12 protein-coding genes are annotated in these 11,507 nt (G+C 71.8%); 8 read left to right on the forward strand and 4 right to left on the reverse strand.

Annotation, left to right across the window (positions count from 1 at the left end; all coding sequences use genetic code 11):
• Nucleotides 1–95 precede the first annotated feature (95 nt).
• Nucleotides 96–1,334, forward strand: coding sequence for a family 10 glycosylhydrolase (locus tag MQE23_RS35610; RefSeq protein WP_243381278.1), 1,239 nt, complete (start codon nt 96–98; stop codon nt 1,332–1,334).
• Nucleotide 1,335: 1 nt separating this feature from the next.
• Here MQE23_RS35610 and MQE23_RS35615 read toward each other — a convergent pair whose 3' ends face one another.
• Both MQE23_RS35615 and MQE23_RS35620 read right to left on the reverse strand, forming a co-directional pair.
• Entirely contained in the window at nt 1,336–1,536 is a 201-nt protein-coding gene (locus MQE23_RS35615; RefSeq protein ID WP_010045242.1) for a DUF1918 domain-containing protein, read from the reverse strand.
• Nucleotides 1,537–1,629: 93 nt separating this feature from the next.
• Nucleotides 1,630–2,550 (reverse strand): DMT family transporter, encoded by a 921-nt coding sequence (locus MQE23_RS35620; protein WP_243381280.1) that lies wholly within the window; start codon nt 2,548–2,550, stop codon nt 1,630–1,632.
• Between MQE23_RS35620 and MQE23_RS35625 the strand changes: the two genes are divergently transcribed.
• The 3 genes from MQE23_RS35625 (at nt 2,549) to MQE23_RS35635 (ending at nt 5,133) form a co-directional block, all read left to right on the forward strand.
• Nucleotides 2,549–3,985, forward strand: coding sequence for a PLP-dependent aminotransferase family protein (locus MQE23_RS35625; protein WP_243381282.1), 1,437 nt, complete (start codon nt 2,549–2,551; stop codon nt 3,983–3,985). The genes MQE23_RS35620 and MQE23_RS35625 overlap by 2 nt on opposite strands.
• 40 nt (nt 3,986–4,025) lie before the next feature.
• Entirely contained in the window at nt 4,026–4,466 is a 441-nt protein-coding gene (locus MQE23_RS35630; protein WP_243381283.1) for a GNAT family N-acetyltransferase, read from the forward strand.
• A gap of 73 nt (nt 4,467–4,539) precedes the next feature.
• The gene (locus tag MQE23_RS35635; protein WP_020272334.1) at nt 4,540–5,133 is read left to right on the forward strand and encodes a histidine phosphatase family protein; all 594 of its coding nucleotides are present in this window, start codon (nt 4,540–4,542) and stop codon (nt 5,131–5,133) included.
• Here the strand turns inward: MQE23_RS35635 and MQE23_RS35640 are convergent.
• Nucleotides 5,115–5,615, reverse strand: a complete 501-nt coding sequence (locus MQE23_RS35640) for a DUF6314 family protein (protein WP_037668900.1) — start codon at nt 5,613–5,615, stop codon at nt 5,115–5,117. The genes MQE23_RS35635 and MQE23_RS35640 overlap by 19 nt on opposite strands.
• Nucleotides 5,616–5,752: 137 nt before the next feature.
• Between MQE23_RS35640 and MQE23_RS35645 the strand changes: the two genes are divergently transcribed.
• On the forward strand, nt 5,753–8,236 hold the full coding sequence (locus MQE23_RS35645; RefSeq protein ID WP_243381285.1) for an alpha-L-arabinofuranosidase C-terminal domain-containing protein: 2,484 nt from the start codon (nt 5,753–5,755) through the stop codon (nt 8,234–8,236).
• Nucleotides 8,237–8,311: 75 nt separating this feature from the next.
• Here the strand turns inward: MQE23_RS35645 and MQE23_RS35650 are convergent, their stop codons facing one another.
• A complete protein-coding gene (locus MQE23_RS35650) occupies nt 8,312–8,947 on the reverse strand; it encodes a VOC family protein (RefSeq protein WP_243381287.1) in 636 nt (211 codons plus the stop codon).
• Nucleotides 8,948–9,033: 86 nt separating this feature from the next.
• On the opposite strand from MQE23_RS35650, the gene MQE23_RS35655 reads away from it, so the two are divergent.
• The 3 genes from MQE23_RS35655 to MQE23_RS35665 are packed head-to-tail and all read left to right on the forward strand — an operon-like array spanning nt 9,034 to nt 11,497.
• Complete coding sequence (locus tag MQE23_RS35655) at nt 9,034–9,720, forward strand: VanZ family protein (RefSeq protein WP_243381289.1); 687 nt, start codon at nt 9,034–9,036, stop codon at nt 9,718–9,720.
• Nucleotides 9,721–9,729: 9 nt separating this feature from the next.
• Complete coding sequence (locus MQE23_RS35660) at nt 9,730–10,425, forward strand: response regulator transcription factor (RefSeq protein ID WP_020272329.1); 696 nt, start codon at nt 9,730–9,732, stop codon at nt 10,423–10,425.
• Complete coding sequence (locus MQE23_RS35665) at nt 10,418–11,497, forward strand: HAMP domain-containing sensor histidine kinase (protein WP_243382872.1); 1,080 nt, start codon at nt 10,418–10,420, stop codon at nt 11,495–11,497. Before MQE23_RS35660 ends, MQE23_RS35665 begins: the two co-directional genes overlap by 8 nt.
• Nucleotides 11,498–11,507: the final 10 nt, after the last annotated feature.

Consider the following 11,507-nt stretch of genomic DNA (forward strand, 5'->3'; position numbering starts at 1 on the left):
TCGATGATCGATCGCCGGGGTCGCGCCCGCTTCGGGCATGCTGGGCGCGGAGCGATCCGCGACCGGGCGGATCCGCGGCTTTTTGGGGCATGCGGATGGGACGAGTGTCACGCAGGGCGTTCGCGGTGGCGGCGCTGTCGGCTTTCACGATGGTGCCTCCGGCGTCGGCCGCCCCCCAGCGCAACGGCAGGGGCCACAACAGGGCGGCCTCCGAGATGCGGGGCGTGTGGCTGGCCACCGTGGCCAACCGGGACTGGCCGTCGAAGCCGGGGCTGACCGCCGCGCGGCAGCGGGCCGAGCTGATCACCCACCTCGACAGGGCCGCCCGCAACCGGCTCAACACCGTGTTCTTTCAGGTCAGGCCCACGGCGGACGCCCTGTGGCCCTCGCCGTTCGAGCCGTGGTCGCAGTACCTCACCGGCACCCAGGGCAAGGACCCCGGGTGGGACCCGCTGGGCACGGCCGTGGCGGAGGCCCACGCCCGCGGCCTGAAGCTGCACGCCTGGTTCAACCCCTACCGGGTCGCCGCCCACACCGATCCGACCCGGCTGGCCGCCGGCCACCCCGCCCGCAGCAACCCGGACTGGGTGGTGGCGTACGGCGGGAAGCTCTACTACAACCCCGGGCTGCCCGAGGTCCGGGCCTTCGTGCAGCACGCGATGCTCGACGCGGTGGAGAAGTACCCGGTGGACGGCGTCCACTTCGACGACTACTTCTACCCGTACCCGGTGGCGGGCCAGGGCTTCGACGACGACGCGGCCTACGAGGAGTACGGCGCCGGCTTCCCGAACCGGGCGGCGTGGCGGCGGGACAACATCGACAAGCTGGTGCGGGAGACGGCGGAGCGCGTCAAGCAGGTCCGGCCCGGCACCCCCTTCGGCGTCAGTCCCTTCGGCGTGTGGCGCAACGCCGCCACCGACTCGCGCGGCTCGGACACCCGGGCGGGCGTGCAGACGTACGACGACCTGCACGCGGACACGCGCAAGTGGGTGCGCGAGGGCTGGATCGACTACATCGTCCCGCAGCTGTACTGGAACATCGGCTTCGCCGCCGCCGACTACGCGAAACTGCTGCCCTGGTGGGCGGACGTCGCGCGCGGCAGCTCGACGCGGCTGTACGTGGGGGAGGCGCTGTACAAGGCCGGTGACCCGGCGCAGCCCGCGGCCTGGCAGGACCCGGCCGAGCTGTCCCGGCACCTGACGCTGGCCGGGGATCACGCGCAGGTGCGCGGGCACGTCTTCTTCGCCGCCAAGGACATGGCGACCGATCGGATCGGGGCGATGGCGAGGGTGGCCGCCGACCACTACGGGCAGCCGGCGCCGCCGCCGCGCTGAATCACGGCCCGGTGGTGGTCTCCCGGTGCCGGATCTCGGTGTCGGGTCCCGGCGAGCACACGCCCTCGTGCCCGTCCTCGAACCGGACGCGGTACGGGGGGTTGCCCTCCTGGCCCAGCACTTCGACGATCTCGCCGACCTTGTCGTGCTGACCGACCACCCTGCCGTGCTGGACAAGCTGGTCGCCCACGGTTGCGCGCATCTGGGGCCTCCTCACGAGGTGCGGAGCAAGCGGTCCGTGGCCTTTGAGTCTACGGCCGGGGGCGCGACTCGGCAGGGGCCGTGCGTGCCCTGCTCAGCCGCGCGCCCGTTGTGTGACGGCGATGCAGACCAGCACCGCCACGGCTGTCAGCGGGGCGGCCACCGGCAGGTGCTCGCCCAGCAGCAGCACCGACCACACCAGTGTGAGCAGGGGCTGGGCGAGCTGCAACTGGCTGGCCTTCGGGATGCCGATGGCCGCCATGCCCCGGTACCAGACGACCAGCCCGAGGAACTGCGAGCCGGCCGCGACCCACAGCAGCCCGGTGACGCTGTGCGCGGTCAGCCGTACGGGTTCCTGCGCGAGGGCGAACGCGGCGACGGGCACGGTCAGTGGCAGGCACAGCACCAGCGCCCAGCCGATGACGTGCCAGCCCGGCATGACCCGGGCCAGCCGGCCGCCCTCGGTGTAGCCGGCCGCGCACACCAGCAGCGCCGCGAAGAGGTACACGTCGGCCGTGCTCAGGGCGCCGCCGCTCTGCTGCACCGTGAAGGCCAGCACCGCCGCCGCACCGGCCACGGACGCCGCCCAGAACGTGCGTGAGGGCCGGGTGCCGACGCGCAGGGCGGACAGGAGCGCGGTGGTCAGCGGGAGCAGTCCGACCACGACGGCGGCGTGCGCGGTGGTCGAGGTCTCCAGGGCGAGCGTGGTGAGCAGCGGGAAACCGAGCACGACACCGGCCGCCACGACCGCGAGGCCGGGCCAGTGGCGGCGGGCGGGCAGCGGGACGCGCAGGGCCAGCAGCGCACCGCCGGCGATCACCGCGGCCAGGACACTCCGGACGGCGACGAGCGACCAGGGCCCGAAGCCCTCCAGACCCCAGGCGGTGGCGGGGAAGGTGAGGGAGAAGGCGATGACGCCCAGGCCGGCCTGGAGGGTGCCGAGGCCGGGCCGCTGCTCCCGCTCCGTGGCGACTGCTATCCGGGAGGCGGTAGTAGCGCTACTCTTTACTCTCATGCAAGAGCGTAGCAGCGTCGGTGAACTGGTGGAGCAGCTGCGGCGAGAGCTCGACCGCTACTCGCCAGGTGGAAAGCTGCCGTCGAGCCGGGCCCTGGTCGAGCGGTTCCGGGTGAGCCCCGTGACCGTGTCGCGGGCGCTGGCGCAACTCGCCGCCGAGGGGCTGGTCGTCACCCGGCCCGGCGCGGGCGCGTTCCGCGCGCAGGCCCGTACGGCACCGGCCCCCGCCGGGGACACCTCCTGGCAGGAGGTCGCGCTCAGCGCCGACGGTGCCGCCGATCTCGTACCGCGCTCCGTGGACGCCTCCGGGGTGCTGGTCTCGCTGGCCGCCCCGCCGCCCGGCGTCATCGAGTTCAACGGCGGCTACCTGCACCCCTCGCTGCAGCCGGAGCGCGCGATGGCCGCTGCCCTGTCACGCGCCGGACGCCGCCCCGGTGCGTGGGGGCGTCCGCCCGTGGAGGGGCTGCCGGAGCTGCGCGAGTGGTTCGCGCGGGGCATCGGCGGGTCCTTCACGGCCGCCGAGGTGCTGGTCACCGCGGGCGGGCAGTCCGCCCTCACCACCGCCCTGCGTGCCCTCGCCCCGTCCGGCGCCCCCGTCCTCGTCGAGTCGCCGACCTACCCCGGCATGCTCGCCATCGCCCGTGCCGCGGGCCTGCGCCCGGTGCCCGTACCGGTCGACGCGGACGGGGTGAAACCCGCGCTGCTCGCCGACGCGTTCCGGGCCACCGGCGCCCCGGCCTTCGTCTGCCAGCCCCTCTTCCAGAACCCCACCGGTGCCGTGCTCGCCCCCGAGCGGCGCCGCGAGGTGCTGCGCATCGCCCGCGCGGCGGGCGCGTTCGTCGTCGAGGACGACTTCGTGCGCCGGCTCGTGCACGAGGACGCGGGACCGCTGCCGCGCCCGCTGGCCGCCGACGACCCCGACGGCGTCGTCGTCCACGTCTGCTCCCTCACCAAGGCGACCTCGCCGAGCTTCCGGGTGAGCGCCCTGGCCGCGCGCGGCCCGGTCCTGGAGCGGCTGCGCGCCATCCAGGTGGTCGACACCTTCTTCGTGCCCCGGCCCCTTCAGGAGGCGGCACTGGAACTCGTCGGCTCGCCCGCCTGGCCGCGCCATCTGCGAGCGGTGTCCGCCGAGTTGAAGGCGCGCCGGGACGCGATGACCGCCGCGCTCGCGCAGCACCTGCCGGAACTCGTCCTGTCGCATGTGCCGTCCGGCGGCTACCACCTGTGGCCGCGCCTGCCGGACGGGACGGATGAGCCGGCCCTCGCGGCGGCCGCCCTGCGCGCGGGCGTCGCGATCACCCCCGGTCGCCCCTACTTCAGCGCCGAGCCGCCGGCCGCGCACATCCGGCTGAGTTTCGCCGCGGTCGCGGGGACCGGGGAGATCACCGAGGGCGTACGGCGGCTGCGTACGGCCTGCGATGAGGTGCTGGGATAAGAGTTCGACGCATGGGCCGCCGACCTGCCAGCATCCCGTCATGACCGACACGCCGAGCCTGCCCGAGGGCTACGAGATCTCCACCGACCCCGCCCGCGTAGACGCCGAGCGGGTCCACCACTGGCTGTCCACCGACGCGTACTGGGCGCTGGGCCGCCCCCGCGAGAAGCAGGACCGGGCGATCGAGGGGTCGCTCAACTTCGGCGTGTACGACACGGTGTCGGGGGAGCAGGTGGCGTACGCCCGGGTCATCACGGACCGGGCGACCTTCGGATGGCTGTGCGACGTGTACGTCGACCCGTCGGTGCGCGGCAAGGGCGTCGGCACCGCGCTCGTGGCGGCCGTACGGGACGAGCTGCGGCAGGACGGGGTGCGCCGGGTCCTGCTCGCCACGCAGGACGCGCACGGCGTCTACGCGAAGCTCGGGTTCGCGGCGCTGGAGCGGCCCGAGCACTGGATGGCTCTCATCTTCGGCCCGTGAGGGCCGGTGCACCCTGGGTAACTCCTGGGTAACACCTCTTGACCTGCGCACTTGCGGCGCTCACCATCACCGCATGCCACTTCGGGTCACGTTCGTCGCCGCCGCGCGCAGCTCCCCGCTGCTCGCCGAGCGCTTCGAGGACGACCGGCCGCTGGACCAGGCCGGCTGGGGTGAGGTGGAGCGCGTCGCCCACGAGCTGCTGCCGCTCGCCGCGGCCGAGCTGCGCTACTGCTCGCCGACCCCGCGCAGCCGTGCGACGGGGGAGGGGCTCGGGTACGCGCCGCTCGTGCAACTCGGGTTGCGGGACTGCGACATGGGCCGGTGGCGGGGGCTGACCCTGGGCGAGGCCATGGCCAGGGAGCCGGAGGCGGTGGACGCCTGGCTCGCCGACCCGCGCGCCACCCCGCACGGCGGTGAGTCGCTGGTGGACTTCATCACCCGCGTCGGCGGCTGGCTCGACACCCGGCCCGTCGAGGACGGCTGCCGGGTCGTGGCCGTCGCGGAGCCGTCCGTGATCCGCGCCGCCCTGGTGTACGCCCTGAAGGCACCGCCCTCGACGTACTGGAACATCGACGTCCGCCCGTTGTCGACGACCGCCGTGACGGGCCGGGCGGGGCGCTGGAACCTGCGCTTCGACGGGGTGCCGGCTCAGACTTCGCGGGCGTAGCCGGTCTCGGCTTCGCGTGCGTAGTCGGTGCGCAGGACGAGGTCCTTGGCCGGGCCGCGTACGTGCCACACCGTCCGCCAGTGGTCCGGGTCGCGGACGGTGAACTCGCCGCGGTAGAGGTCCGCCGCGCAGGGGTGGTCGGCGACGTGCCGTCCGGAGGTCAGGTCCAGGTCGTGGAACGGCCGCCCGTCCGCGAACCGCACGTCCGCCGTGCCGCCCGGGCCCGGCAGGAACCGCAGCGTCCGTTCGGCGGGCCGGGCGACGCCCTGCCAGACGAACGTGCCGGACTCGTGGTGCAGCAGCCCTCCGCCCTGGAGCAGCCCTCCGCCTTCGAGCAGCCCGCCGTTCTCCTCCGCGGTGAACACGGTGGTCCCGGTGAACTCCCCCTGCTCGCCGCTCGCGAGATCCCGCACCGACCGGGCCACGCGCCAGCGCCCGGTCAGATACGCCAGTACGTCCGGCACTGGCCAGAACTCGCCCATTCCGTACCGCTCTCTGTCCCAGCCGTTGCTGCGCGACCCATTGACGCGCATCCGCCCCCTCCCTATCTTGCCGTTCGAAGTGCTGATCAATGTCTGATATTTCGAACACCCCTCTACCAGAGAGCCGCGGAGTATCCATGCCACGCACCGCCCGCACGCGATGGAGAGTCGGTCTCACGGCCACGGCCCTCCTGACGGCAGCAGCCCTCGTACCGGCCCCCGCGCACGCCGAGGACGTCACCGACTACGCGATCACCGTCGACCCGTCCGCCAAGGGCGCGGCGATCGACGACACGATGTACGGCGTCTTCTTCGAGGACATCAACCGGGCCGCCGACGGCGGTCTCTACGCCGAGCTCGTGCAGAACCGCTCCTTCGAGTACTCCACCGCCGACAACGGCTCCTACACGCCCCTGACCTCCTGGACGGCCGGCGGTACGGCCGAGGTCGTGAACGACTCGGGCCGCCTCAACGAGCGCAACCGCAACTACCTCTCCCTGGGCGCCGGTTCCTCCGTGACGAACGCCGGCTACAACACCGGCATCCGGGTCGAGCAGGGCAAGAAGTACGACTTCTCCGTGTGGGCCCGCGCCGAGAGCGGCAGCACGCTCACCGTCTCCCTCAAGGACGCGGCGGGCACGCTGGCGACCGCCCGGCAGGTGGCCGTCAAGGGCGGCTGGGCCAAGTACAAGGCCACCTTCACCGCGACCCGCACCAGCAACCGCGGCCGCCTCGCCGTGGCCTCGGCGAACGCGGCCGCACTCGACGAGATCTCGCTCTTCCCGCGCGACACCTACAAGAACCAGCCGAACGGCCTGCGCAAGGACCTCGCCGAGAAGATCGCCGCCCTGAAGCCGGGCTTCGTGCGCTTCCCCGGCGGCTGCCTGGTCAACACCGGCTCCATGGAGGACTACAGCGAGGCCTCCGGCTGGCAGCGCAAGCGCAGCTACCAGTGGAAGGACACCATCGGTCCTGTCGAGCAGCGCGCCACCAACTCCAACTTCTGGGGCTACAACCAGAGCTACGGCCTCGGCTACTACGAGTACTTCCGCTTCTCCGAGGACATCGGCGCCATGCCGCTGCCCGTCGTCCCCGCCCTGGTGACCGGCTGCGGCCAGAACAAGGCCACCGACGACGACGCCCTGCTCAAGCGGCACATCCAGGACACCCTCGACCTCATCGAGTTCGCCAACGGCCCGGCGACCTCCGAGTGGGGCAAGGTCCGCGCGCAGATGGGCCACCCCAAGCCCTTCCACCTCACCCACCTCGGGGTCGGCAACGAGGAGAACCTCCCCAAGGAGTTCTTCGCCCGCTTCCAGCAGTTCCGGGCCGCCATCGAGGCCAAGTACCCGGACATCACCATCATCTCGAACTCGGGCCCGGACGACGCCGGCACGACCTTCGACACGGCCTGGCAGCTCAACCGCGAGGGCAACGTCGACATGGTCGACGAGCACTACTACAACAGCCCGAACTGGTTCCTGCAGAACAACGACCGCTACGACTCCTACGACCGCAAGGGCCCCAAGGTCTTCCTCGGCGAGTACGCCTCCCAGGGCAACGCCTGGAAGAACGGCCTCTCCGAAGCCGCGTACATGACCGGCCTGGAGCGCAACGCGGACATCGTCAAGCTCGCCTCGTACGCCCCGCTGCTCGCCAACGAGGACTACGTGCAGTGGCGGCCGGACATGATCTGGTTCAACAACCACGCCTCCTGGAACTCGGCCAACTACGAGGTCCAGAAGCTGTTCATGACCAACGTCGGCGACCGCGTCGTCCCCTCGAAGGCCACGACCACGCCGAACGTCAGCGGCCCCATCACGGGTGCCGTAGGCCTCTCCACGTGGGCGACGAGCGCCGCGTACGACGACGTGAAGGTCACCTCGGCGGACGGCTCGACCCTGCTCAACGACGACTTCTCCGGTGACGCCTCGAAGTGGACCACCAGTGGCCGGGGCAGCTGGAGCATCCAGGACGGCCAGTACGTCCAGACCGACACCGCCGCCGAGAACACCATGGTCACGGCGGGCGACCCGTCCTGGAAGGACTACGACCTGCATGTGAAGGCCACCAAGAAGTCCGGCAAGGAGGGCTTCCTCGTCGCCTTCGGCGTCAAGGACACGGGCAACTACTACTGGTGGAACCTGGGCGGCTGGAACAACACCCAGTCCGCGATCGAGCAGGCCGTCGACGGCGGCAAGGGCACGCTGATGACGAAGGCCGGGTCGATCGAGACGGGCCGTGCCTACGACATCGACATCAAGGTGCGCGGCCGTCAGGTCACCCTGTTCCTGGACGGCAAGGAGTGGGGAAGCTTCAAGGACGACAAGCCGGCCGAGCCCTTCCGCCAGGTCGTGACCAAGGACGCGAAGACCGGTGACCTGATCGTCAAGGTGGTCAACGCCCAGTCCGCCGAGGCCCGTACGGCCGTCGACCTGGGTGGCGCGAAGGTCGCTTCCACGGCCCGTGTGACCACGCTGGCCGCCGACGAGGACGCGGTGAACACCGAGACGGACACGCCGGTGACGCCGGTGACGTCCACCTTCCGGGGGGTGGCCAAGAAGTTCACCTACACCTTCCCGGCGAACTCCGTCACCTTCCTTCGGATCAAGCAGAGGTAGCAAGCACCTCGCGTGGGCCGCTGCCCCCTGGGGCGGTGGCCCACGCACCTGCCCGGGTGCCGTCGAGGATCCGCGTCAGTGCGAGCCGAGGACGCAGAACTCATGGCCCTCCGGGTCGGACAGGCACGTCCACGGCACGTCACCCTGGCCGAGGTCGAGGTCGGTGGCGCCGAGGGTTTTCAGCCGGGCCACCTCCGCTGCCTTGTCGTCACCGGGGTAGGGCAGCAGGTCGATATGGACGCGGTCCGGCACGGTCTTCGCGTCGGACGAGCGACGGAACTCGAGGTACGGTCCTACGCCCTCGGCGGAGCGCAGCACCGCGTGTTCGCCGGTCACCTCGTGCAGGGTCCAGTCCGTCGCCTCGCCCCAGAATCCGGCCATGGCCCGCGGATCGGCGCAGTCGACCACCACCCGGGCGATCGGCCCGGTGTCCCGGTGGATCTCCCGAGGCTCCAGCACACAGAACTCGTTGCCCTCCGGGTCGGCGAGGACCGTCCACGGCGCGTCGCCCTGGCCCACGTCGGCGGGCGTCGCACCGAGAGCCTTCAGGCGCGCGACCAACTCCGGCCAGACGAAGCCGTCGCCGGGTTCCACGTTGGTCACACCGGGTCCCTCGCTGGAGACACCCCAGCCGAGCGCGTCCGCCCAGAAGCGGCCGACCGCCAAGTCGTCGAGGGCCTTTATGTTCACCTGAACAGGTCGCAGTGCCATACCGGCGATCTTGTTTCCGCGTGTATCGCGGGCGTATGGAAAATCGCATACGCCGCCGCAACGGCCCGCCGCCTCCAATGGGGGGCATGACTTCCGACGCATCCCTGTCGGCACCGCCCCGCCGCACGCGCGGGATCGTGCTCCTCGCTCTCGCCGTCCTCGGCCTGGCGAGCGCCTTGTTCGTCGTGCGGCGGCCGCTCATGATGTCCGCTCCGGTGTGCATGGCCGGGCGGTGGCACGGCTGCTTCGACACGTTCAACGGCGTGGTGCTCATGACGTTGGTCGCGCTGCCGCTCGCCGCGCTGGTGGTGTGGGCCCTGGCGCGCCGTCGGCGTGCCGCAGGCGTCACGTCGGCATGGCGGAAGTCGCTGGCCGAGGTGGGCATGGTCCACGGGACGGTGCCGTTCCTGTGGCTGACCATGATGCCGGGCGCCGGTGCCGGCGTCGTCCCCGGCCGGCTGAGCCTGGTGCCGCTGCGGGACCTGGTCACGATGGGGCCGCTCGGGATCGCCGGGAACCTGCTCGTCTTCGCGTCGCTGGGCTTCTTCGCCCCGATGCGGTTCGCGGCGCTGGCGTCTCTGCCGCGAGTCCTGGCGCTCGCGGCAGGCTGCTCGGTCCTGGTCGAAACCGCGCAGTACGTGCTGCGGCTGGACCGGGTCTCCTCCGTCGACGACGTCCTGGTCAACACCACCGGCGCCGTGCTGGCCGCACTGGCCTCGCGCCGCTGGTGGCGCACGTCTTCGCATACGTCTGTGACATGCCGTGCTGCTTAGGCTTCGGGCATGCGCGTACTGATCGTGGAGGACGAGCCCTACCTGGCCGAAGCCGTCCGTGACGGTCTGCGGCTGGAGGCGATCGCCGCCGACATCGCCGGCGACGGCGAAACCGCCCTGGAACTGCTCAGCGTCCACTCCTACGACCTCGCGGTCCTCGACCGCGACATCCCCGGCCCCTCCGGCGACGAGGTCGCCCGGCGCATCGTCGCCTCCGGCAGCGGCATCCCGATCCTCATGCTCACCGCGGCCGACCGGATCGACGACAAGGCTTCCGGGTTCGAGCTCGGCGCCGACGACTACCTCACCAAACCGTTCGAGCTGCGGGAGCTCGTCCTGCGGCTGAGGGCGCTCGACCGCCGACGCGCCCACGCCCGGCCCCCGGTCCGCGAGATCGCGGGCCTGCGGCTGGACCCCTTCCGCCGGGAGGTCTTCCGCGACGGACGCTACGTCCCGCTCACCCGCAAGCAGTTCGCCGTGCTGGAAGTCCTCGTTGCCGCCGAGGGCGGGGTCGTCAGCGCCGAAGAGCTGCTGGAACGGGCCTGGGACGAGAACGCCGACCCCCTCACCAACGCCGTGCGCATCACCGTCTCCGCACTGCGCAAACGGCTCGGCGAGCCATGGATCATCGCCACGGTGCCCGGCGTCGGCTACCGGATCGATACCGGCAGGGACACCAACGACCCCGGCCATGCGCATGCGTAGACGCCCCGGGCTCAGCGCCCGGCTGAAGCTCACCCTCAGCTACGCCGGATTCCTCGCCGTCGCCGGCGCGCTCCTGCTGGCCGTGGTGTGGATGTTCATCCTGCGCTACGTACCCGACAACAGCCAGGGCCTGCTCGGGACCTCGCCCAACCGCTACCTCCTGGTGCGCACCTTCGCCCCCGCAGCGGCCCTGGCGATGGGCTTCCTGCTCGTGTTCGGCCTCGTCGGAGGATGGATCCTCGCCGGCCGGATGCTCGCACCGCTCGACCGGATCACGGCCGCGGCGCGGCTGGCCGGGACCGGATCGCTGTCCCACCGCGTCCGCATGGAGGGCCGCCGCGACGAATTCCGCGAACTCGCCGACACCTTCGACACCATGCTCGAACAACTCGAGTCGCACGTCGCCGAGCAGCAGAGGTTCGCCGCGAACGCCTCCCACGAACTGCGCACCCCGCTGGCGATCTCGCAGACGCTGCTCGACGTAGCCCGCAAGGACCCCACGCGGGACCGAGGCGAACTCATCGAACGCCTGCACGCTGTCAACGCGCGCGCGATCGGCCTCACCGAGGCCCTCCTGCTGCTCAGCCGCAGCGACCGCGGCACCTTCACCCGCGAGAGCGTCGACCTCTCCCTCATCGCCGAAGAGGCCGCCGAAACCCTGCTCCCCCTCGCCGAACAGCGCGGGATCACGCTCGACGTCACCGGCGGAGCGGCCCGGGCCGTCGGCTCGGCGGAACTCCTGCTGCGGATGGTGACGAACCTCGTCCAGAACGCCCTCGTCCACAACCTCCCCGCAGGCGGCACCGTGACGGTCTACACCGAGGCGCACGGCGGCACGAGCCTGCTGCGGGTCGAGAACACGGGCCGCCGGCTCCCACCGGAACTGGTGCCGACCCTCACCGAACCCTTCCAGCGCGGAACGGAACGCGCACGCACCGACGAGCACGCCGGCGTCGGCCTCGGCCTGGCCATCGTGCACAGCGTCGTCCGCGCCCACGACGGGGCCCTGGAGCTCGTCTCCCGCCCGGCCGGCGGCCTGGTCGTCACGGTCCGGCTTCCCGGCACGCCGTAGGCAGCCTTTC

The organism is Streptomyces sp. HP-A2021 (assembly GCF_022807935.1).
GTDB lineage: Bacteria > Actinomycetota > Actinomycetes > Streptomycetales > Streptomycetaceae > Streptomyces > Streptomyces afghaniensis.

What these genes read in the sequence shown, in the direction of transcription:
- MQE23_RS35610 (WP_243381278.1), top strand. Translation starts at nt 96, where the DNA reads ATGGGACGAGTGTCACGCAGGGCGTTCGCGGTGGCGGCGCTGTCGGCT.
- MQE23_RS35615 (WP_010045242.1), bottom strand. Translation starts at nt 1,536, where the DNA reads ATGCGCGCAACCGTGGGCGACCAGCTTGTCCAGCACGGCAGGGTGGTC.
- MQE23_RS35625 (WP_243381282.1), top strand. Translation starts at nt 2,549, where the DNA reads ATGCAAGAGCGTAGCAGCGTCGGTGAACTGGTGGAGCAGCTGCGGCGA.
- MQE23_RS35620 (WP_243381280.1), bottom strand. Translation starts at nt 2,550, where the DNA reads ATGAGAGTAAAGAGTAGCGCTACTACCGCCTCCCGGATAGCAGTCGCC.
- MQE23_RS35630 (WP_243381283.1), top strand. Translation starts at nt 4,026, where the DNA reads ATGACCGACACGCCGAGCCTGCCCGAGGGCTACGAGATCTCCACCGAC.
- MQE23_RS35635 (WP_020272334.1), top strand. Translation starts at nt 4,540, where the DNA reads ATGCCACTTCGGGTCACGTTCGTCGCCGCCGCGCGCAGCTCCCCGCTG.
- MQE23_RS35640 (WP_037668900.1), bottom strand. Translation starts at nt 5,615, where the DNA reads ATGGGCGAGTTCTGGCCAGTGCCGGACGTACTGGCGTATCTGACCGGG.
- MQE23_RS35645 (WP_243381285.1), top strand. Translation starts at nt 5,753, where the DNA reads ATGCCACGCACCGCCCGCACGCGATGGAGAGTCGGTCTCACGGCCACG.
- MQE23_RS35650 (WP_243381287.1), bottom strand. Translation starts at nt 8,947, where the DNA reads ATGGCACTGCGACCTGTTCAGGTGAACATAAAGGCCCTCGACGACTTG.
- MQE23_RS35655 (WP_243381289.1), top strand. Translation starts at nt 9,034, where the DNA reads ATGACTTCCGACGCATCCCTGTCGGCACCGCCCCGCCGCACGCGCGGG.
- MQE23_RS35660 (WP_020272329.1), top strand. Translation starts at nt 9,730, where the DNA reads ATGCGCGTACTGATCGTGGAGGACGAGCCCTACCTGGCCGAAGCCGTC.
- MQE23_RS35665 (WP_243382872.1), top strand. Translation starts at nt 10,418, where the DNA reads ATGCGTAGACGCCCCGGGCTCAGCGCCCGGCTGAAGCTCACCCTCAGC.